Source organism: Nocardioides seonyuensis, from assembly GCF_004683965.1.
Lineage (GTDB): Bacteria > Actinomycetota > Actinomycetes > Propionibacteriales > Nocardioidaceae > Nocardioides > Nocardioides seonyuensis.
This window is the reverse complement of the sequence record NZ_CP038436.1, coordinates 1670257-1694516: the sequence shown is the minus strand read 5'-3', so window position 1 is coordinate 1694516 and position 24260 is coordinate 1670257. Positions and strand designations below refer to the sequence as shown.

The 24260-nt window shown below is 66.5% G+C and carries 18 protein-coding genes, 1 pseudogene and 1 other annotated feature; of the genes and pseudogenes, 7 read left to right on the top strand and 12 right to left on the bottom strand.

Annotation, left to right across the window (positions count from 1 at the left end; translation table 11 throughout):
- Positions 1–5 precede the first annotated feature (5 nt).
- Positions 6–257, bottom strand: a complete 252-nt coding sequence (locus EXE58_RS08300; RefSeq protein ID WP_208544173.1) for a DoxX family protein — start codon at positions 255–257, stop codon at positions 6–8.
- On the opposite strand from EXE58_RS08300, the gene EXE58_RS08295 reads away from it, so the two are divergent.
- Entirely contained in the window at positions 212–598 is a 387-nt protein-coding gene (locus EXE58_RS08295) for a MarR family winged helix-turn-helix transcriptional regulator (RefSeq protein WP_244242490.1), read from the top strand. The two genes, EXE58_RS08300 and EXE58_RS08295, sit on opposite strands and share 46 nt — an antisense overlap.
- Here the strand turns inward: EXE58_RS08295 and EXE58_RS08290 are convergent.
- Positions 595–951 (bottom strand): winged helix-turn-helix transcriptional regulator, encoded by a 357-nt coding sequence (locus EXE58_RS08290; RefSeq protein WP_135267443.1) that lies wholly within the window; start codon positions 949–951, stop codon positions 595–597. The two genes, EXE58_RS08295 and EXE58_RS08290, sit on opposite strands and share 4 nt — an antisense overlap.
- 117 nt (positions 952–1068) lie before the next feature.
- Here EXE58_RS08290 and EXE58_RS08285 point away from each other — a divergent pair, with 117 nt between their 5' ends.
- The gene (locus EXE58_RS08285; protein WP_135267442.1) at positions 1069–1923 is read left to right on the top strand and encodes an SDR family oxidoreductase; all 855 of its coding nucleotides are present in this window, start codon (positions 1069–1071) and stop codon (positions 1921–1923) included.
- Between the two features lie 231 nt (positions 1924–2154).
- On the opposite strand, the gene EXE58_RS08280 is transcribed toward EXE58_RS08285, so the two are convergent.
- From EXE58_RS08280 to EXE58_RS08260, 5 genes and pseudogenes are all read right to left on the bottom strand, one after another.
- Complete coding sequence (locus EXE58_RS08280) at positions 2155–3441, bottom strand: Fic family protein (protein ID WP_167288751.1); 1287 nt, start codon at positions 3439–3441, stop codon at positions 2155–2157.
- Between the two features lie 94 nt (positions 3442–3535).
- Positions 3536–4775: pseudogene (locus tag EXE58_RS08275) on the bottom strand (IS3 family transposase).
- Positions 4366–4494: a sequence feature (AL1L pseudoknot), on the bottom strand. Its footprint overlaps the pseudogene before it by 129 nt.
- 1111 nt (positions 4776–5886) lie before the next feature.
- Entirely contained in the window at positions 5887–6207 is a 321-nt protein-coding gene (locus EXE58_RS08270) for a hypothetical protein (protein ID WP_135267440.1), read from the bottom strand.
- Between the two features lie 79 nt (positions 6208–6286).
- Positions 6287–7516: a hypothetical protein gene (locus EXE58_RS08265; RefSeq protein ID WP_135267439.1), complete on the bottom strand. Its 1230-nt coding sequence runs from the start codon at positions 7514–7516 to the stop codon at positions 6287–6289.
- The gene (locus EXE58_RS08260) at positions 7513–9372 is read right to left on the bottom strand and encodes an AAA family ATPase (protein WP_135267438.1); all 1860 of its coding nucleotides are present in this window, start codon (positions 9370–9372) and stop codon (positions 7513–7515) included. Before EXE58_RS08260 ends, EXE58_RS08265 begins: the two co-directional genes overlap by 4 nt.
- 72 nt (positions 9373–9444) lie before the next feature.
- Between EXE58_RS08260 and EXE58_RS08255 the strand changes: the two genes are divergently transcribed.
- The 3 genes from EXE58_RS08255 to EXE58_RS08245 are packed head-to-tail and all read left to right on the top strand — an operon-like array spanning position 9445 to position 12847.
- The gene (locus tag EXE58_RS08255; RefSeq protein ID WP_135267437.1) at positions 9445–11499 is read left to right on the top strand and encodes an Eco57I restriction-modification methylase domain-containing protein; all 2055 of its coding nucleotides are present in this window, start codon (positions 9445–9447) and stop codon (positions 11497–11499) included.
- Positions 11496–12353, top strand: coding sequence for a site-specific DNA-methyltransferase (locus tag EXE58_RS08250; protein WP_135267436.1), 858 nt, complete (start codon positions 11496–11498; stop codon positions 12351–12353). Before EXE58_RS08255 ends, EXE58_RS08250 begins: the two co-directional genes overlap by 4 nt.
- Before the next feature lie 2 nt (positions 12354–12355).
- On the top strand, positions 12356–12847 hold the full coding sequence (locus EXE58_RS08245) for a hypothetical protein (RefSeq protein WP_135267435.1): 492 nt from the start codon (positions 12356–12358) through the stop codon (positions 12845–12847).
- A 533-nt stretch (positions 12848–13380) separates the two neighbouring features.
- Here the strand turns inward: EXE58_RS08245 and EXE58_RS08240 are convergent.
- The 5 genes from EXE58_RS08240 to dnaB form a co-directional block, all read right to left on the bottom strand.
- Entirely contained in the window at positions 13381–13611 is a 231-nt protein-coding gene (locus EXE58_RS08240; RefSeq protein ID WP_135267434.1) for a hypothetical protein, read from the bottom strand.
- 216 nt (positions 13612–13827) lie between these two features.
- Complete coding sequence (locus EXE58_RS08235; protein ID WP_135267433.1) at positions 13828–14055, bottom strand: helix-turn-helix domain-containing protein; 228 nt, start codon at positions 14053–14055, stop codon at positions 13828–13830.
- A 110-nt stretch (positions 14056–14165) separates the two neighbouring features.
- The gene (locus EXE58_RS08230; RefSeq protein ID WP_135267432.1) at positions 14166–15290 is read right to left on the bottom strand and encodes a DUF4062 domain-containing protein; all 1125 of its coding nucleotides are present in this window, start codon (positions 15288–15290) and stop codon (positions 14166–14168) included.
- Entirely contained in the window at positions 15287–15586 is a 300-nt protein-coding gene (locus EXE58_RS08225; RefSeq protein WP_135267431.1) for a hypothetical protein, read from the bottom strand. Before EXE58_RS08225 ends, EXE58_RS08230 begins: the two co-directional genes overlap by 4 nt.
- 296 nt (positions 15587–15882) lie before the next feature.
- Positions 15883–17295, bottom strand: a complete 1413-nt coding sequence (gene dnaB, locus EXE58_RS08220; RefSeq protein WP_135267430.1) for a replicative DNA helicase — start codon at positions 17293–17295, stop codon at positions 15883–15885.
- A gap of 427 nt (positions 17296–17722) precedes the next feature.
- Here dnaB and EXE58_RS08215 point away from each other — a divergent pair, with 427 nt between their 5' ends.
- Positions 17723–19072 (top strand): MATE family efflux transporter, encoded by a 1350-nt coding sequence (locus tag EXE58_RS08215; RefSeq protein ID WP_244242489.1) that lies wholly within the window; start codon positions 17723–17725, stop codon positions 19070–19072.
- A gap of 177 nt (positions 19073–19249) precedes the next feature.
- A complete protein-coding gene (locus EXE58_RS08210; protein WP_135267428.1) occupies positions 19250–24247 on the top strand; it encodes a S8 family serine peptidase in 4998 nt (1665 codons plus the stop codon).
- The last annotated feature ends 13 nt before the right edge of the window (positions 24248–24260 follow it).

The window sequence follows — 24260 nt, the reverse complement described above, 5'->3', positions numbered from 1 at the left end:
TGGTGTCACAGGGCCTGGGCGCCGACCGCAACCGTGGCAGCCAACGCGAGCAGGACTACGTTCGGCACGATCTTCTGCTTCTCGCCGCGGCGGAAGTGCACGACAGCGGCCAGCAGCATCGTGATCGCCAGGCCGATCGCAGCCAGGACCGCCAGGACAGGCGCGGTGCCGGTGGCAGCGGGCAGGATCAGGCCGAGGGCGCCAAGGATCGTTGACGCACTTCGAGTACCTCGTGTTGGCGATGCTCTCCGAGGCACCCGAGCACACGTTGCGGATGACGGCTCTGGCGGCCCGCACGAACGCCACCCTGCCTCGGCTCTCCCACGTCGTACGACGATTGGAGGACCGCGGCCTGGTGGCGCGGTTCGCCTGTCCCGATGACGCCCGCGCCACCAACGCGTTTCTGACTCCGGCGGGGTGGGACAAGATCCGCGATACTGCGCCCGGGCACGTTGCCAACGTCCGTGCGCACGTCCTGGACGCGCTAACCACTGAGCAGATCGATCACTTGTCCGCCATTGGCGACGCCATCTTGAGCAGATTGGACCCAGGCGGCAAGCTGACCTCCCGGCTGCCGCCGGGGCAGCAGCGTGGCTAGCCTTCGCGCGCGATGATCCGATCCGCGTTCGCGCCGACCCACTCCATCAGTGGCAGGAGGCGATCGTGGACCTCTTGTCCCGATTCGGTGAGGTTGTACTCGACGTGTGGTGGTACGACGGGCTGGGCGACGCGGCGTACCAGCCCGTCGGCCTCAAGTGTCCTGAGGGTCTGGGCGAGCATCTTTTCGCTGATGCCTTCGATGCGCCGGCGTAGTTCGCTCCAGCGCATCACGTCGACGCCGAGTGCCAGCAGCACCAGCACGCCCCATTTGCTGGTGACGTGATCCAGGAGGGTCCGGCTCGGGCACTGAGCCGGAAAGACGCCGTCCTGCTGGCTCGGAATCTCGATCAACCGTCTAGTACTAACCGTCACGCCAGTACCTTACCTGAAAGTGCGTACTGCGGATTGGGAAGTATCCACGCCGATCGCCAGTTCGAGTAGACGAAAGCATCCACCGAAAGGGAATCCATGTCTTACATCGTCATCGGCGCCACCGGCCACCTCGGCACACTGACTGTGGAATCGCTCCTCGAACGCGACATCGCGGCCACCAACATCGTGGCCGCCGGCCGCAACCCGGATAGGCTCGCGGCGCTGGCAGAACGCGGCGTAAGGACCCAGCGGATCGACCTGGATGATCCGACCAGCCTCGACGGCCTGTTCTCACCCGACGACACCGTGTTGCTGATCTCGGGCAACGAGATCGGTCGGCGAGTGGCACAGCACGGCCATGCGATCGACGCCGCGAAGTCCGCCGGCGTGAAGCGCATCGTCTACACGAGCGCGCCGAACGCCGACACCTCGGCCCTGGTCCTCGCCCCGGAGCACAAGGCCACCGAGGAGCTCATCGCTGCCTCCGGCCTGCCGGCCACGATCCTGCGCAACGGTTGGTACACCGAGAACTACCTCCAGGCCGTGGAGCAGGCGCGCCAGACCGGCACCCTGCTGACCAGCGTCGGGGATGGCCGCGTCGCCAGTGCCAGCCGACATGACTTCGCCGAGGCCGCCGCGGTCGCACTGATCGACGACACCACCACCGGCAAGACCTACGAGCTCTCGGGCGACGAGTCCTGGGACCAGCAGGAGCTCGCCGACGCCATCAGCAAGGCGATCGGCCGTGACGTCAACCTCGCGAACGTCACGTCCGAGGAGCACCAGCGCCTTCTTGTTGCCGCAGGTCTCGACGAAGGCACGGCCGGATTCGTCGTCGCGTTGGACGCCAACGCACGCGACGGCCTCCTCGGCGTCACCAACGGTGAACTGAGCACCCTAATCGGCCGCCCGACAACGCCGCTCATAGATGGACTGCGCGCAGCGGTCTGACGGCCGAACGCCCAGCGGGCGGGGCGCGCGTTTCGCCCGGTAGTGCACATGAGCGAATTTGAAGGCTCACCACTCCGACCTTTAGCGGATCGTCACGCGGAGCGTGACCACAAGCCGATAGACGCATCATCGCGGCATAGGACGTTCGCGTCGCAGGCTGCGGAGCTACGTCGAGCCGTGGGTTCAAACGGCGATGGGAGGAGTCCAGCGGCGACGAGTGCGGTGCGACAATTAGGACGGCCAGCCGATGAGCTGACGATGAGCGCGAGCGAGATGTTCTGCTGCCTTGTTCGCGGCCTCGTGGACTGGATAGCGGTTGACCGCTGCGTTGCGACGGATGAGCACCTCGCCTGTGTCGACGAGTGGATGGAACTCGTAGGCGAAGGACCCTTGGCTGCCGACTGGGAGGTACTGGCGTGCGTCGAGCGGTCGGGTGTTTCTGATGCTCACGAAGATGGACGGGGAGGGCGCGGTGGCGGCGGTGCTGCGGCGCGGTCGGATGGTTGCAGCGGCGACGTGGAGCAGCAGGTCGCGGCTGGTGGCGTCGGTGGCGATCTTGGCGACCCAAGCGTTCTCGAGTCTTCCGCGGCCGATGCGTGTGAGGTCTGCTGCGGTGATGTCGCCGATGAGATACGTGTTGAGACGGTGGAGGAGGAGGTGGGGTGCGAGCTCGGTGAGGAACTCGGTGAGTATGTCGCTCCATCGAGCTTGCACGGACTCGGGACTGGGTTGCGTTTCGGTCTTATAGACCTGCGTTGCGAGCGCGGGGTCGGCAAGGTCTTGTACGCCTCGGCTGAGGACGTCGCGGAAGACGCGGGCGAGGGGGAGGATGTCGCCGCCCTCGTCGGAGGAGGCGAGCGCGTCGAGGTATGCGCCCCGGTCTGAAGCGGCGCTGACGATCAGTGGCGGCATTCCGTTGCGGATGAGGACGAGGTTGGCGAGTAGTCGTGCGACTCGGCCGTTACCGTCGTGAAACGGGTGGATGTGGGTGAGCCAGGCGTGTGCGACGGCGGCACGCCAGAGCGGCGAAAGTTGCGTGTCGGCGAGCCAGGTGACGAGGTGGGACATGGCCGCCGGGGTGTCGGATGGCAGGAGCGGGATGTGGCTTGATCCGCCGATCTCGTTGGTGAAGGCCTTGTAGCTTCCGCCGCGTCGGTCGCCGACGAGGATGAGTTCGTGCAACTCGCGGATGTCGCTGCCGGTGAGAGGCCTGGTCGGGTCGGCGCAGAAGTGTTCGGCGAGTAGTCGTGCCGCGCCGAGGCCGACGACGTCTCTGATCTTCGGCTCGGCGTTGAGGCAGCGCTCGATGGCGCGTTCGGCCGCCCACACGCCGGTCGTCGCCCGCAGCAGGTCGTGGTCGTGCAGGACCTGGTCGGTGGTGGCGAGGTCTGGTCCGAGGCCTTCGATCTTGTTGCTTTCGTAGATCTCGGTCGAGCGGGCGATGCGCTTGAGGCGTGCGGTTCGGGTTGTCGCTATCCGGCTCTGTTCACGTTGCGCACGGAGGGACAGCGCTGCCACGCGTGGGAGGAAGTTAGTGGTGAGGTAGGTGGCTTGCTCGTCCGGGAGGGAGTAGTGAACCGCCCCGGCGTTTCCGGAGGCTGGTTTTGGTGGCTCAGCCGGTCGGCGTGAGCTGGTTTCTTGCAGCGTAGTGAAGTTCTTCGGCCTCGACGGAGGTCAGGTCGTCGATGGCCTCGTGCGGGCGCTCGTTGTTGAAGAAGTCGACCCAGTTGAGGGTCTCGAGTTCGACGTGCTCGACTCCGCGCCAGGGTCCTTCGGGTCGGATGAGCTCGGCCTTGTAGAGCCCGATCTGGGACTCGGCGAGCGCGTTGTCGTATGCGTCCCCAACCGACCCGACGGACGGGTCGACGCCCTCATCGACGAGCCGTTCGGTGAAGGCGAAGCTGACGTACTGCGACCCGGCGTCGGTGTGTGGACCAGCCCGGACAGGTCGGTGATGCCGGCCTGCTGACGGGTCCAGATCGCGTGCTCGAGGGTGTCGAGGACCAGGTCGGTCGTCATCCTCGTCGCTGCCCGCCAGCCCACGATGCGTCGGGAGAAGACGTCGAAGATGAACGCGACGTAGACCGTGCCGGACCAGGTCGCGACGTAGGTGAAGTCAGCGACCCACAGCTGGTTCGGACGCGCGGCCCAGAACTGCCGGTCCACCCGATCCAGTGGCCGCTCGGCCGCGGGGTCGGCGATGGTGGTTCGGACCTTCTTCAGTCGTAGCGCACCTTCCCAGCCCTGCTGACGGTAGAGCCGCTCGACCGTGCACCTGGCGACGTCGTGGCCCTGCCGGCGTAGGTGGAGCCACATCTTGCGTGACCCGAACCGTGCCAGCAGCCGTTGCCGGCTGCGCTCGGCCGCGATCACTGCAACGATCTCGGCGTCGCGCCGCTCGCGTCGAGACGGTCGCCTGGACCTGGCTTCGTAGTAGGTCGACGGGGCGATCTTGATCCCGTGCTCGGTGAGCACGCGGCAGATCGGCTCGATCCCGTAGTCGGCCTTGTTGGTGTCGATGAAGTCGATCAGTACCTGTTGGGGCGGTCGAGCTCCGCCGCGAAGAAAGCCGAGGCGCCCTTCAAGATCTCGTTCGCTCGACGCAGCTCAGCGTTCTCCCGCTTCAGCGCCTTGATCTCGGCCAGCTCCTCGCTGGTCTTCCCAGCCCGGACACCGCCGTCGATCTCGGCCTGCCGGACCCACTTGCGCACCGACTCGGTCGAGGTGATCCCGAGCTTCGCCGCGATCGACCTAATCGCTGCCGCCTCGTGCGGATAGTCCGCACGCGACTCCATCACCATCCGCACCGCGCGCTCACGCAGCTCGGGCGGGTACTTCGAGGGACGTGCCATGAGAGTGATCCTTCCAACGAATCGGCTCTCCGGACATCCCGGGGCGGTTCAAGGAGTTCGTCCAGCGGCAACAGTGCTGGATCTTGCACGACCAGCGGCCCATTCTTGGTCGCAGCGACGATGCGTGGGGGATGTTGCTCCTCATCAGGACGGGCTGCTGGGAGTGGGACAGTCGTGCCCCACCTCGGCCGGGGGCGACGGTGTGCCTGACCCATCGTTCACGCTCAGTGCGGGTGGGCAGGCCGTGGCAGAGGCCCACCCACCCTCGATGCGCGGTCGGCTAGCGGGCATGTTCGCTCAGCGCCGTCCCCTGATAGAGAACGTAGCGAGCGGTCGCCTGGTCGCGTCCGCCTCACGGCACCGCCTGAGTCGCCGTGACGTGCTGGACGACCCGAGGTCGCCCCACCCGTCGGCGAAGTGGCAGGATTGCGCATAGGGCACTCCCGTATTTCCTTGATACTCCGGGAAGTGCCTATGAGAGCGCCTCGACGTCACTCGGGGCGCTCTCGCACTTTCCCATCCTTCTCAGATCCTGCCACCGGATCGCCTGGACTTCAAGTCTTTTCTCAACAGGCAGCCGGGCACTCGACCGGCTTGGCGTCGTCCACCCAAGGACGCATACGCCCTGTCAAGCGTGCCACAGAGGTCGTTCGAGCCATCGGACCATAGGGTATTCCGTGCCGAAGGGGCTATTTTCCAAACATCTATGCAGGTAGCACGTAGAATTGCGAGGATGCCCAGCCTGGAGACGCTCATGGATCAGTTCGTTGGTGAAGTCGCGCGCTCCTGCGCGTGGCCTCGTTGCCAGGAGCGCGCAAGCCAGCGGATTCTTCGCCTGCATCTGGGTGACAACGCGAAGCAAGGACGCCCACGGCTGTACTGCAGTGAGTCCTGCCGGATCGCTGCGCAGAAGCGTCGCCGAACGCTGCGGGCCGCCTTGGACAAGATCGACGACGCACTCGCGACAGGGCGACACCGCGTTCCTCGTTCGCAGGTAGCCCGCTGGCGAGACCTCATCGAGTGGGAACTGGCCGCACTAGAGGTGGCCGCGATCCCAAGGCCCCCAGACCACGCGTAGTCGGTCGACGCTTGGACTCCGTGAGTCGGCCGCTCAGAGTCGGTCGATCCAAGTCTCCTCGTCGCGGTTGTCCCACGCGCTGCCGGTGCTGGCCTCGGTGGTGGTCCTGCGGGCAGACAGTTTCTCGTCAATGGTGCGTGCTTCGACGATCGTGAGGTCTCGAAGCGAGGCGACCGAACGTCCTGCGAGTTCCTCGATAAGCGCCTGTCGTTCTCCCATGGCGACAAGGCCAAGAGCGTCGAGGCCCTTGCGTAGACGGTCAATCTGCCAGTCAGGGAGCGTTTCTCCGGCCGACGGGGTGGGCCGCTGCGGTAGCGGGCGGGGGTCGCCGAACAGTGCTCCGTCCTCGTGCATGCCGAGGATTCTAGATGTCCAAGGTTGGTAGTCGTGCGTGCTCAATGGAGGAGTTCGGGCCTGCGCACTCGGCTAGCCGTTAGAGAGACAGCGCCGCTGTGGCGAGGCTAGACGCAACGTCGTCCGAGGAGACGACCCACAATGCTCTGCCCTCCGACGGACGGGTCACGTAGCCGCCTTCGGGTGGAGCAACCAGCCACCCGGACGCGGGCCAATTCGTGTACGCGGGCCGATCCCGAAGATAGCCCAGCAACTGGGAGAAGCCGCTGCCGAGATACTCCGACGCACTGGACGCCTTCAATTCAAGGACGACGGTCCTGACGGTCGTCCCTTGTTTCAGCAGTTCCACTGTGATGTCGGGTCGGTTTGTGGCCTTGACCCCGTAGTAGGTCGCCGCCTCCCGAAGTTCGGACTTCTCCTTCGTGTCCGGCCACGCCTGATACCAGATACGGACCTCCCGCCCTTCAGGCAAGCGGTGATGTGAGAACTGCCTAGCGTCGAAGTTCGCTCTCCGATGAACGCGCTCCCCAACCCGGTCCAACTCGCAGCAGAGTCGCATCAGTACGCCGATCTCGAACAACTTCCAATCCTGCGTGGGTTCAAAGAACCTGTTGCACAACGCGTCCACCTGGGTCTGAGGACTGGGGTTGTTCAAAACCGCGCGCAGTTGGCGTGCCGTATCGGTGACGCGCGTGCGGTAGAACCCGAGCCGATCAGCGGCGAGCCGTTGGTAGACGGTGTCCCCCGGCCACTTGGCGGGAACGGCTTCAAGCCACGCCGTCCGCTTGCTGGAACGCACCCGCGCTTCTGCTTCCCGTATCTCCTGTGCCCAAGCAGGCAGGGACCCCTCGTGGCTCGGAAGGGCGACCTGGGCGCGGTCCTGCAGTGTCGCGAGCACCCAGGCAAGCGCCTGGTTCTCGGGCAGATCGAACATTCGGTTCGCCGGGCGAGTGACCCACTCGCCGCCCGCCGGGTTAGCCGTGGCTTGATGGCGGACGGTAGCGGCCCAGTCGATTCCTGATGTGACGGTCCGGCCCGCAATCCGTGGACGGATGGACTCTGTCACGGGCCGTCGGATGCCGTTTGGGAGGTCAGCAATGAAGGCCCGCGTCTCATCGGAGAGCATCAGATGGACAGCGAGCGCGCGGTTGAGGGAGGCAGGGGGTATGTCAAGTAGATCGCTCGTCGCGGCAACCGGATCGGCGCGTTCGCGGGTTTCGCTTGAGAGGAATGCCGGAAGGTATGCCTTTACCTCTCCGACGAGTGTCTCTCGAAGACCGGACGACATGCTGGTGTCGATGTGGCTCACTGCAACGCGACGTCCTTCAAGGCGCTCCGCAGCAGCGCGAACTCTTCGTCGTTGACCTTCGGCAGTACGGCCCGCAGTGACTTGGCGAGTTGCTCACCGGACGGCTCCGGCTGGCCCTCGTATTGAGGCACGACGAAGAGTCGGACTGCGGTGAGAAACGCTGTCTCGATGTCTTCGAACGCCTCTGAGTCGGAGGAGGTCTTCGCGATGCCCTGCGCGACGAAGGATGCGATGTCGGCGCTGATGGCAGGACCGATTTGCACGGGTCCCCTTGCCAATCCCATGCCCGCGTCGACCAGGCTGTCATAGCCCGTGATGCCTGCCGCGTCGTACCAGTGCTTCAGGAGGGCACGGTAGTCGCCGTCTTCCGGCAGAGGGACGTCGATCACTGCGAACCGGCGCAGGAATGCGAACGAGAGTCGGAACAGGCTGGCTTTGTCGGACACGTTGAGTGTCCCGATAAGCCGCCACGAGGGGGTGAGCGGGTAGATGTTGGCCTTGTCCTCGACCTTGTCGGTCCATTTGATTGTCACGGGACCGTCGGTGGTTTGGTACGGGAGGACGGAGGTCCGGCCCGCCGCGTCGTCACCGCCGGACAGGACCGTGAACAGTGGTCCGAAGGCTTTGTCGATGTCGGCTCGGTTGACCTCGTCAATGATCAGCCAACCGGCGTTACGCAGTGAACGGAGCACCACACCGGGTGTGAACCGGAGGCCCTTTTCGTCTGGCAGATATCCGCCGATGGTGTCAAACGTCGTCCAGTCAGCCGTAGCGGTGGTGACGTCGTAGTTCAGCCCGACGACCGCTCTGCACAGGGCCTCGGCGAGGGTTGTCTTCCCTGTGCCGGGAGGCCCTCCCAGGAGCAGGTGCTTGCCTGCCCGCAACGCCGTAACGGCAGCGGCGACGACCTCGCGCTGGATCTTGAAGCCGTTGGGTAGTTCTGCGAGCACGGCTTCGACAGTGAGCCCCGCGATGTTAACTGTGTCCGCCGGAGGGGCCGTGGTTGGCGACGATGCCGCATCGCCTTCGGACGGTGTCACTGGGGCTCGGCTGAGCAGTGGCAGCGCGGAGTTGATGGTCTGGAGGATCTTCGTGAATGGGTAGAAGGACGCGTAGTCATCTACCGCCACCACCACCGATTGGTCCTGGAGCGCGACGACCACCTTCTCAAGTGCCTGGATCGCCGGTTCGGGAACGAATACATCGCTCGCAGTCGCGCGGGCTTGCGCGTCGACGAGGATGGTCAGGGCCTCGCCGGGCGAGTGCGCGATCGGCTGGCCTTTCACCACCAGGTCCCCGCTCTGGTTAGCGGTGGCCGTGCCGACCATCGCGGCGTTCGTGAACATGAACACCCCGTCGCCAGGAAGCGGAGCACGTCCGTGATCAGTCAGCAGTTGCGTCGCATCGTTGACGTTCTGCGTCTGCACTAGCGAGAAGCGGCGGAAGACCAATGCGTCGTCTCGGTCCTTCGCTCCAGCGGCGAGGACCAGGCTAGCGAGCGGTGATGACGTCTCCATCATCGCCTTCGGGGGTGTCGTAAGTTGGAACGCCGCTGCGATCGGGTCGTCAAGCCCGCGAAGCCTGAGAAACTCCGCGACGCTCAGCGGCTGCTCCAGGTCGGCCGTGTCGCAGAGAACGGTCACCACCGGATCGCCGTCTTGATTCCCCTCACGGGCAGCATGAGTCACGCGAAGGATGAAGGCGACACCGTCGGAGTCGCCGCCGCTGTGCACGAGTGGGACGATCCTGTCACCTACGGAGACGAGCCGCAGGGTGTCGGCTCTTGGCGTCCCGTCTTTGAAGGTGAGTTTCCCATCCATCACGGGCGCAGCCACGAGCAGGGCATAGTCGGTCACGGAGTCAAGTTACCCGGGGGGCAGGGCGCGCCGAGGCCAAAAGTGTCGGTGCCACGACATACCGTTTGATTCATGACTCGCCGCACAACGCCTCCCGACTGGGTCGCGCTGTCGTCACCGAGACTCAATCGACCACTCGTCCCTTCGGTCGAGCGCATCGCGAAGCCCATTCGGGATTACGCAGAGACGTTGGCCCAGGCCGTTAGCCACGACCGGTTCGAGGACCTGTACGCACCTGACCGCCAGGGACTCGGGTTCACGCTCCAACCCGATGAGCGAGGACGGCGCACCGCATGGGCACTCATCGGTCAGTGGCTCGTCGCCTACAGCGTTGGTCATCCCACAGCAGCCGCGGGCTTGGCCGCCGCGCACGAATGGTTCTGGAACGGCAACGACATCGCGGACACGATCGCGGTCCCCAACGCGGTCGTACCGCTTCCGCCGGACACTCCCGCTGTGGAGGTCCGCGCGCTCCTGCCTTACTTACTCGACTCGATGGCTGCGGCAACTCGTCGCGACGTGCTCAACGCTCGCAGCACCGTCGAGCAGCGCGCAATCCGCAAGAAGGCCGGGGTCTACTACACACCTGGGGACGTTGCGCACCTGATGGTTGACCGTGCGCTATCGGCAACGACCCAGGACCATGAACTGTGGCTGGACCCGGCACACGGCAGCGGGGTGTTCCTGCGCGCCGTCTTGTCCGCGTGCCTCGACGACGGTGTTCGCGACTGCCTGTACGGGGTCGATCTCGACCCGATGGCTGCGGAGACCACGTCATTCGTTCTGACCAGCGAAGACCTGCATCTCCGCACCCAAGGATCAGCACCGTGGCACCGCTGGCATCACTTTAGGCGCAACCTTGCGACTGGGGACGCGCTCCTCATCGACGCGGCCCACATCCGTCATCCTCCCGACTGGGAGAAACCGACTCTCCATGAGCCTGGCCGTCCCCTGGGATACCGGGACCCGTGGAGGCTCGAAGCCGCGTTCCCCGAGATCGCGGGGCGGGGGTTCAGTCGGGTCGTCGCGAATCCGCCATACGCTGCACTGCAGCCCACAGCAAGCACGTTCCACATCCCGTCACTGCATCCCGTGACTGGGGCTTCAACTGCCGCCGACATTTCGCCGATATTCGTCGAACTAGCGGCGGCGGTACTGACCGACGACGGTGCCCTTGCAGTGGTCACACCGCTCTCGGAGGTGACCTCCACGCGTGCTCCGTTTCCCCAACTGCGACAGCATCTGGCAGCGATGCCGGGATCGGTCGAGTTTCTGGCATTTGACCGCGTGCCGGACGCGCTGTTCGGCGATGACATCAAGACCAGGAACGCCATCATCCACGTCGACAAGGCCGCGACTCCAGGAATCGCAGTGAGCCCGCTGTACCGATGGACCAGCAAGACTCGTCATCGTGCCCTCGCGGAGATTCCGACCGTTCCGGTAGCCGACGTTCCCGGTGTCCCTGTCTCGTTGCCGAAGGTCAGCACCGATTGGGAGCACGACCTCTACCTCGCGTGTCTGCGGCACACGCGACGCGTCGACTCGTGGCTCACGCGGAGAACCGCCCAGCCTCTCGACCGGATTCAGCGTCCGGCAGCACACGCAACGTCGGACGTGGTCGCGGTCGCGCCGACGGCGTACAACTTCCTCGGTGTCACCCGCGACCCATATCGCGCGGTGACCGACGGACACGACTCCAAGAACCCTCTGTCTATTCTGCAATTTCGAAGCGAAGCACATGCTTCCGCTGCATACGCCGTGCTCTGCAGCCGCGTCGCCTTCTGGCTGTGGCACGTAACTGGCGATGGGTTCCATGTCACGACTACGCTTACCCGGCTCTGTCCGGTGCCGAACGAAGCGGGTGCGGTCTTCAACGCTCTCGTTGAACTCGGGGACAGGCTCTGGAAGGAAGCCCTGCAACAACCCGCCGTGTCGACGAATCGCGGCCGCACCACCGTGACATATCCAACCTGGGGACACGGCGACCTGCTCGACAGCATCGATGAGCAGGTTCTCAGCCTCGTCGGCTGTCCAAGTACGACATCATTGGCCGATTGGCATGAGTCTCTGGTCGTCGTCGACCCAGACTCTGACCGACGTAACATCATTCGAAGGAACACCCTGTGACGCTTGTTGTAACCCGTGAGCAGCGCGACGCTAGCGCGATCACCAAGGAAGAGTGGCGCGAGTACACCAAGACCGTCTGGAGCATCGCGAACACCTCGGATAGCGACCACCCGGCTGTGTTCCCGCCGGAACTTCCCAAGCGACTCATCAAGATGTTCTCGTTTGTCGATGAGACCGTGCTCGACCCCTTTGGAGGTACTGGCACAACCGGTCGGGTAGCAGCAGAACTCGGTCGCCGTGGCGTCTGCATCGACCAGTCGTCCGTCTACGTGGACCGCATGCTCCGCGACAAGGCAGCCCTGAACGGCTCCGGACATCTGTTCGAGCCCACCTTGGGAGATGCGCGCAGGATCGACCTCCCCGACGATTCGGTCGGCCTGGCGGTGACCTCTCCGCCGTACTGGAACAAGGCTGACTACGGCGACGGCGAGAGCAACTTGGGCAACGTTGAGGGCTACCTGGAGTTCATTGAGTCCCTGCGCCCCGCTTTTGCGGAGGTTTTTCGTGCGCTTGCGCCCGGTCGCAAGTTCTGCGTCAATACCGCGAATGTCAACCAGCACACTGAACACGGCCTGTTGACATTCCCGCTCGCTACTGACCTCGTCATCCTCCTCCGCGAACTCGGGTTCGTTCTTGTAAACGAAATCATCTGGAACAAAGACGGGACAGGGGGAAAGTGGGGGTCAGCGAACGGGCAGCGGCCCATCTTCGGGTCGTACCCTTACCCGCCGAACCTGTTGTTCAAGAATGTGCACGAATACATCATTATCGCGGCCAAGCCGCCGACTAAGAAGTCGACCGGCAAGACCGTCCTGCCGTACGACAACATCATGCGCTTGCCGCAGAAGGTGTAGTGATGACCGCCCTGAAGATGCCTGCATTGCTGACCGGTACTGAACCGGCCCTTGTTGCCGAGGTGCCCGGGGCCGGAGGGCGTTGGAGTCAGGTTCACTTCAACGTTCAGGTGACCCGCAGGTTCTTCGGGCTCACGGAAGGCTCCACGCGCTCCATCACTCTTGAACGGATCGGCAGCACTGGCACCGTTGTGGCACGAATCGCTTCACGACTCGTCATGCCCGAAAGCAACCGAAACTCCCGCATCGAGTTCGACTTTCATCCGCTGCCGAAATACCCGAGCAAGGACACCAAGCCGATCGTAGTGGTGATTGACGCAGGAAACCTCACATACCGCTATCGGCTACTCATGCCTAGTGACAGTGGCTATCAGCCGATGAGGGACCTGCTAGCGGCTGGCCCGTCCGAAGGCCGAGGCGTGAACCGCCGAATCGTCACACTCGATGAGGTCGAGGGCTTCTGGCCTCAGGCCATGCTTCGTGGCGGCCTCTGACTCAGCACCGGTCCTGGTGACCACAACATTATCCGCCGAGGAAACGTGCCACCCAGCGCTTCATCTGCTGTGGGGGATTGGTGACCACGAGGTCAGCGCGTCGCGGCATCGACTCGCGAACGTAGGCCAAGAAGTCCGGTTCATGGAAATGCCGCTGGACTCATGGCCGAACTCTTGAATCGACGTCGTTGATCGTGGCCGGTTCGAGACTGCCTTCGGGGCACTCCCCTTCCGCTCACCCGGCTCGACGATCAATACTGTCAACGTCCGTGAAGGCCCTGGTGCGCGGTGATCAGGTGGACCGGGCCACCGGGCGGGATGGTCGCGAGGGGTGTTGACAGGCTCCTCGACCCAGCCCGAGCAGGTCTGGTTCGCGGTGAACAGGCGAACCAGAGGTTGACGATGTGGCCCGAGCCGTGTTGCAGACGGCTCGGGCCACAGCCACGCCGAGGGTGGCGTGATCCCTTGCGGGTCCCAAGCCGCACCGAGACCTGGGGCGTTGTCCCGTTGCGAGAGAAGTTGCTCGCAGGGTCTCATCCCTCGTTGAGTTCCTCGGCGACCTCGGCTGCTGTTACGCGGCGACCAATCGTGAGCGTGGGCAATCCGCTCACCGCGTCCACGGAAACCGTGGACTGCTCCCTGAGCCCGAGCAAGCCCCTGTTGATGAGGTCGGCGAGCGTGTCCGAGAGCGACTCGCCACGGTTCGAGGACAACCGCGTGGCACGTTCATACACCCCTTGGGGCAGGTCCACGATCGTCCTCATGGTTCGCATTTTGCCTGCATCGAAGTGATCCACGCTAGACATGAACGAGGTCTCGCCGACGACGGCGGCCCTCGGCCCGGCACGAAACGGTCACGTCGGCTGGTGAACAGGCGGACCGGCGATCGACGGCGTGGCCCGAGCCGTACTGACAGACGACTCGGGCCACAGTCGCCTCGGCTCGCTACTCGGTGAGGCCGAGTTCGTTCTGTAAGGACGTCAGGTGATGCATCGCTGCGCGGCTGCGCCGTCGTTCGGCCTGCTGAAAGTGCGGATGGATGAGACCCGGATTCGCTGGTCTCCCGGTCGGCCGGTTTCGGTGAGCAGGCCCTGGTTGACCAGTGCGCGCACCTGCTCGCGACTCAGTCCGAGCATCGTGGCCGCCTCAGCCAGCGTGGCCGTGGCATGCGGGAACGCGGCCTCACTCGACTGTCGTTGGTGGTCCATCCCACCCCCCTCGCCTGCGCCAAGGACGTTACCCGCCCCCGACGGGAGGCGCTTGGTCGTTTACCCGTCGGCGCGCCCTGCGTCCGCGCTCTATGCACGCGGTGTGGCTGTTAGCGGCCGTTGCTGCGCAGCGCGTGTATGAGCCGCGCGGCTAGATCACGGGCAACCTCGTGCAGGTGCGGGGCGAGCGAGGTGGTGGCGATCTGGTCGGCTGGTCCGGCCCGCAGAGCGCTGTCTCTCCCGAATCCCATGTGCCCGGAGTTGCGGTTCCCGACGGTTTGCGGGTCGCCCACGACGACCGTGTCGGCGGGGTCGATGGCAGCCGCTGTGGTGATGCTGGCTGCTTCGGGCAGGTACGGGGTGAGGTGGCGCAGGAGGACGGTCAGGCGCTGGATCAGGTCGGCCTCGTTGACCAGGGAGCCGAGCATGTCGCGCGGAAGGGCTTGGAAGGCGCTCAGGGTGCCGTCGCGTCGGGTGTAGACACCGGCGAAGGGGTCGGTGCTCGCTTCGTTCCAGCCGCTGCGGTGGTTGGGGTCATTGCGGATAGCCCAGGCGTTGTCGGTGTCGGCGTTGATGTCGAGCGCGTCGCCGTGCCCGAAGAAGCCCTGCTGGCGGGCATCGGTTGCCAGCCGGGTAGCCAGGTCGCCCAGTGTTGCGACCGGACGCAGGATGGTCTGCTCGATCGGCACGACGTGCACTTCGAGGACGGCGATGTGGTCTCTCGGCTGCGGCAGCGTTGCCTGCTCACGACGCCACGGCACCTCCACCGCACGGGAGAGTGACTGCTGCGCGAATGGCGGCGCTGGTTCCCGGTGGCCTTGGAGCGCCTTGGTGACCGCGACACCGAGTTCGGCGTTGTCGGCGAACTCGGTCCAGAAGCGGCCCTCCTGGTAGTTCCCCACGCGGGACAGGAACGCCTCCTGCGCCGAGTCGGGGGTGATGTCGCGCTTCTTGAACACGTAGATGGGCAGCCCGCGCCCGGCTGCGGTGTTGAACTCCTCCTCGGTGGCGGACAGGCGAGAGTCATCCATCTCGCCGCCGTAGGTGGGGCCGAGCAGCAGCAGGTACACGTCGGCTTCCTGAACCCCGCCAAGGCAGGCTCCCCTGCTGGTCAGATCCTGGGCCCCGAAGTCCTCGAACCGCAGTGGCTGGTGACCGAGCGCTCGGACTAGGTCCGGAAGGTAATCCCGCTCGGCTTCGAGTCCACGCCGGACAGACGAGATGAACACCTTCATGGGGCCTCCAATCCGCAAAGCAGGGTGACGGCACCCTGCCGTTTCCACTCGGGCAGGTTCCGATGCAGGGAACCCTCGGCCATCTTGGTGAGGTCGTCTCCGTCGACGCGCCACAGGCAGCGGCACTGCTCGCACAGGATGTCGCCGGACCCGTCCTTGGGTACACCGCCGTGGTTGTCATGGTCGCACCGCAGGAAGTCGGGCACTCCGATGCGCACCGGGACGCACATCATGACGGAGTAGCCACACCTTCGGCATTCAAGACGACACTTCACCGCTTGCGGGTTCTTGCTCATCTCAACCCCCGTTGATCGGCTATCGGGACGGCCACGCGGGACGCGCTGGTCTAGTCAGAAGGTAAGTCGGGGCACCGACAACTGGTTGACCGAACATCACCGTTGCGGGTGCTCGATCAACGCCAGCCGTCGGGATTTGGTCAGTTGCCAAGACGCGACCGGACCGAGTTTGGGACGGCGTCCCAAGATCCCCCGGTCACCCCAAATCGACGGACGTCGGCAGGTCTCGGAGGAACTCAGCACCGCGCGATCTGAAACGAAACAGTCTCTGTTTCATCTGTCCGCGAGATTCGCACTCAGCCCTGCGCCATGTCGACGAAGCGGGAGTAGTGGCCCTGGAAGGCGACGGTGAGGTCGCGGGTGGGGCCGTTGCGGTGCTTGGCGACGATGAGGTCGGCCTCGCCGGGGCGGGTCGACTCCTTCTCGTAGACGTCGTCGCGGTGGAGGAGGATCACCATGTCGGCGTCCTGCTCGAGCGAGCCGGACTCGCGCAGGTCGGACATCATCGGCCGCTTGTCGCCGCGCTGCTCGGGGCCACGGTTGAGCTGGGAGAGCGCGATGACCGGGAGCTCGAGCTCCTTGGCGAGGAGCTTGATGTTGCGGGAGAACTCCGAGACCTCGAGCTGGCGGCTCTCGACCTTGCGCCCCGAGGTCATCAGCTGCATGTAGTCGATGACGATGAGCTTGAGGTCGTGGCGCTGCTTGAGCCGGCGCGCCTTGGCCCGGATCTCCATCATCGTCATGTTCGGCGAGTCGTCGATGAACATCGGGGCCCCGGAGACCTGGCCCATCTTGCGCGCCAGCTTGTCCCAGTCCTCGTCGCGCATGGAGCCGTTGCGGATGTGGTTGAGCGGCACCTTCGCCTCGGCAGACAGCAGCCTCATCATGATCTCCGAGCGCGTCATCTCGAGGCTGAAGAAGACGCTGGTGAGGTTGTTGTGGATCGAGGCCGCCCGGCAGAAGTCGAGGGCGAGGGTCGACTTGCCCATGGCGGGGCGCGCGGCGACGATGATCATCTGCCCGGCGTGGAGGCCGTTCGTCAGGTCGTCGAGGTCGGCGAAGCCGGTGGGCACGCCGTAGAGGCCGGCCTCGCGGTTGCCGATCGCCTCGATCTCGTCGAGGACGGGGTTCATGATGTCGGACAGCGGCGCGTAGTCCTCAGACGAGCGCCGGTCGGTGACCTTGTAGACCTCGGCCTGGGCGCTGTCGACCAGCGTGTCGACCTGGCCCTCACCGGCGTAGCCCATGGAGACGATGCGGGTGCCGGCCTCGACGAGGCGGCGCAGGATCGCCTTCTCCCGCACGATCTCGGCGTAGTAGCCGGCGTTGGCGGCGATCGGCACGTTGGCCGAGAGCGTGTGGAGGTAGGGGGCTCCCCCCACCCGCTGGAGCTCGCCGCGGCGCTGGAGCTCGGCCGCCACGGTGATGGGGTCAGCGGGCTCGCCGCGGCCGTAGAGGTCGACGATCGCCTCGTGGATGATCTCGTGGGCGGGGCGGTAGTAGTCGACCGCCGCAACCGCCTCGACGACGTCGGCGATCGCGTCCTTCGAGATGAGCATCGAGCCGAGGACGCTCTGCTCGGCCGCGTTGTCCTGCGGAGGCGTGCGGTCGTTGGGTTGGCGCGGCGCGTCACCGGGCTCGTAGGCCGCCGGGCCGTCACCCCACTCGGGACCGCCGTCGGTGTGGCGGCTCTGCTCGGTGATGCTCACGCGTCTCCCTGCTCGTAGTCCATGCCTTGGTGACGCTAGGTCCCACCACTGACATCGCCCGCGAAAGTACGTCCCGAAGGGGCCTGACCACCAGTCGGTGACACCGAGTTATCCACAGACCCTGGGGATAACCGGGCCTGGCCCGTGGACGACACGCGGCATGGTGTGCACTTGCTGGGGAGCATTCTGTGGACAAGACCTGACAATCTGCCGCCGACCCCCCTCTGACCTGCGGGAATGCGTTCCACACACTGTGGACGAAAACTACTTGGGTCCATCCGTCCGACATCTGGAATCGCGCGGTTGCTTTGTCGACACGGCGGTTTCTCCACGTTGTGCCGCCACAATCCACAAGTCATTCACAGTCACCCGAACGGACCATTTACTCCTGGCGGGTCGGTGCTGTACGGACCACTACGCTGGCGCGGTGCGCTGGAAGGACGTGGACCGGGAGATCCTCCGGCTGGCCGTTCCCGCGTTCCTCGCGCTGATCGCCGAGCCGCTGTTCCTGCTGTCCGACGCCGCCATCGTGGGGCACCTCGGCACCCCCGAGCTCGCCGGTCTGGGCATCGCGGCGGTGGTGCTGCAGACCGCCGTCGGGCTGTGCGTCTTCCTGGCCTACGGCACCACGGCGTCCGTGGCGCGCCTCCTGGGTGCCGGCGACGTGCGTGCAGCCCTCGCCCAGGGCATCGACGGGGTGTGGCTCGCAGTCATCATCGGGGTCGCCACCACCGCCGCGGGCGTCCTGCTCACCGAACCCCTCGTCGGGGCGTTCGGCGCGGGCGCCGAGGTCACCGACCACGGCGTGACCTACCTGCGGATCGCCTTCCTCGGCACGACACCGCTCCTGGTCATGCTCGCGACCACCGGAATCCTGCGCGGGCTCCAGGACACCCGCACCCCACTGGTGGTGGCCGTCCTCGGCAACGCCCTCAACATCGCCCTCAACTTCCTGCTGGTCTACGGCCTCGGCCCGGTCCCCGCACTGGGGATCGCCGGGTCCGCCATCGGCTCGGTCATCGCCCAGGTCGCCTCGGCGGCGGCGCTGCTCCTCGTCGTCGTACGCGCCGCCCGCGCCGAGGGGTCGCCGATGACGCCCGACCTCCACGGCATCCTCGGCGCCGCCCACGCAGCCGTCGCCCTGGTCGTGCGCACCGTGGCGCTGCGCGCCGCACTGCTCGTCAGCACGTACGCCGTCACGGTCGCCGGCCCGGACACCGAGGTCGACCTGGCCGCCCACCAGATCGCCATGACGATCTGGACGTTCCTGGCCTTCGCGCTCGACGCGATCGCCATCGCGGCCCAGGCGCTCACCGGGCGGGCCCTGGGTGCGGGTGATGCGGAGGCGACCCGCGCCCTGACCCGCCGGATGGTGGCGTGGGGGATCGGCAGCGGCGTGGTCACCGGGCTCGGGCTGGCCGCGCTGTCGCCGTACCTCGGGGTGCTGTTCACCCCCGACCAGGACGTGCGCGACCTGCTGGTGCCCGTCCTGCTCGTCGCTGCGCTGGGCCAGCCCGTCGCAGGCGTGGTCTTCGTGCTCGACGGGGTCCTCATCGGTGCCGGCGACGGGACCTACCTGGCCTGGACCGGGCTGGTCGTCCTCGGCGTCTACGCCCCTGCCGCGCTCGTCGCCGCGACGGCCGTGCACGGCCTGGTGGCGGTGTGGGTGGCGATGGCGGTGGTCTTCATGGGAGCCCGGGGCGTGGCCCTGTGGGTCCGCGCCCGGGGCGATCGCTGGTTGCTCACCGGGCGGGGGCCGGAGGTCGTGCGGCGCTGACCCCGACGCCACGGATGACTTGCGGTGAGCGGTCGTTCCCCCGAGCCGATGCATTGACATCGGCACGTCTGTGACTTAGACAACACCCACACCATTTTTCTCATCTCCCTCTCAGCATGCCTCGCGTATCTCGGTCGTCGCTCGGGGGAGCCGACACTCTGTAGGGGAGATCCTCCGTTGATCAGACGCACCCTTGCGGCTGCATGCACAGCCGCGCTCGTCATCGCCCTCGCGCCGTCCACGCCGGCCAGCGCCAAGGACGAGCCGCTTCCTGAGTTCAAGTCGGCGCAGGCCTCCCCGGCCAAGGCGCTGTCGAAGGGCACCGTGCTCGAGCTCGGCACGGCCTCGGGCCCCGAGACCTACATCGTCCAGCTGGACGCGCCCGCTGTGCCGACGCGTTCGACCGCCTCGGATCGTGGCGACCGGATGCCCCAGGGAGCAACCGCCTACGGCAAGGAGCTCAAGTCCGAGCAGGCCGACCTCACCGCCTCCATCGCCCGGGTCACGGGGTCCACCCCCAAGGTCCTGCGCTCCTTCACCCACGCCATCAACGGCATCACGGTGAAGCTGACGCGGAAGCAGGCCCAGCGGGTCGCGCGCATCGACGGCGTCAAGGCCGTCCAGGTCGACTTCAAGCGCCAGCTCGACACCGACAACGGCCCCGAGTGGATCGGTGCGCCGACCATCTGGGACGGCTCGAACGTCCCCGGCGGCGTCGGCAGCCAGGGTGAGGGTGTCATCGTCGGTGTCCTGGACACCGGGCTCAACCCGGCCAACGCGTCGTTCGCCGACGTGGGTGGAGACGGCTACGACCACGACCTCCCGGCCGGCTGGACGGGTCCCGTCGGTGTGTGCGACCCCGAGAACGAGGACTACATCCCCGACTGGGGCTGCAACGACAAGGTCATCGGCTACTGGGACTTCGACGTCGCCAACAACGACGACGGCAACTACGACGACGACGGTCACGGCAGCCACACCGCCAGCACCGCCGCCGGCAACCAGGTCGACGCAACCGCCTACGCAGAGGGTGGCGAGTTCTCGGTCAACCGCACGATCAAGGGCGTGGCCCCCCACGCCAACATCATCGGCTACGACGTCTGCGACGGCGCCGGCTGCCAAGGCTCCTCCATCGTCGCCGCGATCGAGCAGGCCATCGTCGACGGCGTCGACGCCCTCAACTACTCGATCGGTTCGAGCAGCCCCTCCAACCCGTGGAGCGACGCCGACGCGATCGGCTTCCTCAACGCGCGTGCCGCCGGCATCCACGTGGCGACCTCGGCCGGCAACGACGGCCCCGGTGCGTTCACGCTCGGCAGCCCCGGTGACGTGCCGTGGATGACCACGGTCGGCGCCACGACCCACGACCGCAAGTACGTCGCCTCGGTCACCGACATCACCGCGACGGACGCCTCGACCCTTCCCGACATCCCCGGCTCGGGCCTCTCCGGCCCGACGGACGGTTCCTACCCGCTGGTCTACGCCGGCGACGCGCCGTACGACAACCCGACCTGCGAGACCGAGTACGACGAGACGTCCGGGGACCCGCTGTGGACCCCCGACCTCACCGGCCTGATCGTCGTCTGTGACCGCGGCGGCAACGGTCGCGTCGAGAAGGGCGAGATCGTCGCGTTCAACGGTGCCGAGGGCATGATCCTCGCCAACGACGAGGCCAGTGGCGACTCCCTCAACGGCGACGCCCACGCGCTGCCGGCAGCACACATCACCTACGCCGACGGCGTGGTCCTGAAGGACTACATGGAGGCGCACCCCGGTGCGGAGGCTGCCCTCTCCGGTTCGCAGATCGACATCGACCCGGCCAACGGCGACATCATGGCCGCCTTCTCGAGCCGCGGTCCGAACCGGTCCGTGTCCTCGATCAGCCCGTCCGTCTCGGCCCCCGGCGTGGACATCCTCGCAGCGGCCGGCACCGACAACGCCGAGGAGTGGCACTTCATCTCCGGCACCTCGATGGCCAGCCCGCACACGGCTGGTGCCCTGGCGCTGCTGAAGGGCGTGCAGCCCGAGTGGAGCCCGGCCGAGGCGCAGTCGGCGTTGATGACGACCTCCGAGCGAGACATCACCGACTCCGACGGCACCGACGCCGACTGGTTCGACATGGGCTCGGGACGCGTCGAGCTGCGACGCGCTGCCAAGGCCGGTCTCGTCCTCGACGAGGACTTGACGGGCTACCAGGGCGCTGACCCCAGCGCCGGCGGTGACGTGCGTGCCCTCAACACGGCCAGCATGGCCGACGACGAGTGCCTGCAGTCGTGCGAGTGGACCCGGACCTTCACGGGCACCTCGACCGGCGTCGGCTCCTGGACCGTCTCGGTGGAGAACCTCTCCGACGGGCTCACGCTCGACGCCGACGTCGACACCATCGCGCTGACCGACGGCGGTACCGCCGACGTGACCGTCACGGCCGAGATCGCCTCCGGCACGCCGACCGACACCTGGCTCTTCGGCACCCTCGTGCTGACGCCGCCCGACGGTTCCGACGCGCCGGTCGCGCACCTGCCGGTGGGCGTGCTGCCCTCCGCGGGCGTGCTGCCGTCCGAGATCGACATCACGACGCGTCGTGACGCCGGCTCGCAGGTGTCGACCGACCTGGAGGCCATCGAGATCACCGACCTCCAGATCGACGCGAGTGGACTCGTCCCCGAGCAGAGCAAGCAGATCTCGGTCGTCGAGGACTCCACCAACACCAACCCGTTCGACGGCAACGGCGTGCACGTCGAGCAGATCGAGGTGCCCGAGGGCGCCGCGAGCCTGCTCGCCAGCCTGGGCAACCCGACCGCTCCGGACTTCGACCTGTTCGTCGGAACCGGTGAGGTCAGCGAGGCCAACGTCGCCTGCGCAAGCGCCACCGGCGGCTCGGACGAGCACTGCGAGATCGCAGAGCCGGAGGCCGGCACCTGGTGGGTGCTGGTCCAGAACTGGGAGGCCTCGACGGCCGGTGGGTCCGACACCACCGACCTCCGCACGGCCGTCGTGGCCGGCGACAAGGGCAACCTCTGGGCCGAGGGCCCCGAGGGTGCGCTTCCGGCCGCCACCCCGTTCGACATCCGCACGTTCTGGGACGAGCCGGAGCTGGACGCCGGGGAGACCTGGCACGGCGCGCTCACCCTCAGCACGGCTCCAGGTGCCGACGGTGACATCGGTGTGGTCCCGGTGACGGTCCACCGCATCGAGGACGACGTGACCAAGACGGCCGACAAGGAGACCGCGGCTCCCGGTGAGACCATCACCTACACGGTCGAGGTCGCACCCAACGTCACTCCTGAGGACCTCACCTACACCATCGAGGACACCCTCCCCGAGGGCACGACGTACGTCGACGGCTCCGCCACCGACGGCGCCACCTTCGAGGACGGTGTGGTCTCGTGGTCCGGTGAGCTGGTCTCGACCTTCGGGGACGAGGGCAGCTACACCATCACGACGAGTGCTGACGACGACTCCTGCGTGACGCCGTTCGGTCCCGGCTACGTCGACCTCTACGCCGTCTCGAACGGGGCCATCACGCCCCAGGCGACCATCGGCGTCGACGAGGAGACCGGGGACACCGTGACCTACTCGGCGTTCACCAGCACGCAGTTCGGCTTCTCGGGGCAGAACTACAGCGGTCTGGAGTTCAGCGACGACGGATTCCTGGTCTACGGGTCGGGATACGCCGGAGAGCCCTGGACCCCCCAGGACGTCCCTGACACGGCGGCGCCCAACAACCTCGCCGCGATGCTGTGGCAGGACATGCAGTTCCGTTACGACGCCGCCAGCAACTCCGGTGTCTCCCTGGCCACGGCCGGGGGCGGGACGGTCGCCGTCGTGGAGTACGACAACATGCGAATGTACGGCGACGACGCCGGCGCTGCCGGGTCGCTGGACATGGAGGTCTTCGCCGTCGCTGGCAGCAACGACCTCGTCTTCGCCTACGACAACATCGACGCAGGACCCATCCTCGGGAGCGACCCCGGGGCGCCGGTCACGATCGGCACGGAGAACGCCGAGGGCACGGTGGGTGCTGCGCTGGTCAACGCCGGTGACGCCACCACGGTGCTGGAGGACGGGCTGAACGTCTGTGCCAGGTACTCCGAGCCGGAGGCGCCGACGGCCAGCTTCAGCTACCAGGTGACCGTGGACGAGGATGTCCACGAGCGCCAGGAGCTGGTCAACAAGGCCGTGCACACGACCAACGACCCGGGCGCCAAGCCCGAGACGGCATCCGCCATGGTCAAGGTCGCGGGCTCCCTGGAGCGCAGCGAAGTCGCCCTGGCGGTCTCGCCGGACCAGATCGGGACCAACGGCACCACGACCGCCACGGCCACGGTGTTCTCCGCAGGTGAGTCCACTCCGACCGGTCAGGTCGAGTTCTGGGTGGGCGACCGGCTGGCAGGCACCTCGGACCTCGACGCTGACGGCAAGGCCACGGCCACGCTGGGTGGCTTCGACACCGCCGGGACCTTCCCGGTGACGGCGAAGTACCTCGGTGACGCCGCGACCAGGCCGAGCACCTCCGCACCGGTCAACGTCGTGGTCACCAAGCCGGGGACGCCTCCGGTCGAGCCCGTGGACTCGACGACCGGACTCTCGGTCGACCCGTCCCAGTTCGGGGTCGGAGGCACGCCGACGGCCACGGCGACGGTGACGTCCACCGGGGACGCCACCCCGACAGGGGACGTGCAGTTCCTCGTCGGTGACCGGCTTGCCGGCACCGCGCCGGTGGGCGCCGACGGCAAGGCCACGGCCACGCTGACCGGCTTCACCACGGCCGGGACCTTCCCGGTGACGGCGAAGTACCTCGGTGACGCCGCGACCAGGCCCAGCACCTCGACACCGGTCAACGTCGTGGTCACGGGTCCGAAGGTCGACCCGAGCATCATGATCGTCACCGACCGCAACGTCCGAGAGGGCACGCGCCCGAAGGTGAAGATCATCGTCACCGCCCCGGACGTCACCCCCACCGGAACCGTGGAGGTGAAGGTCCGCGGGGCCGTCGAGCGGAACAAGACCTACACGGTCACGCTGGACAGCTTCGGGGTCGCCAAGCTCCGCCTGCCCGAGGCCGACCTGAAGAAGCGCCAGAAGAAGGGCAAGATCAAGGTCAAGGTCTCCTACAGCGGTGACGCTGCGGTGCTCCCCGACAAGGAGAGGGTCACGATCCGCGTGAGGCGCTGACGTCTCACGACAA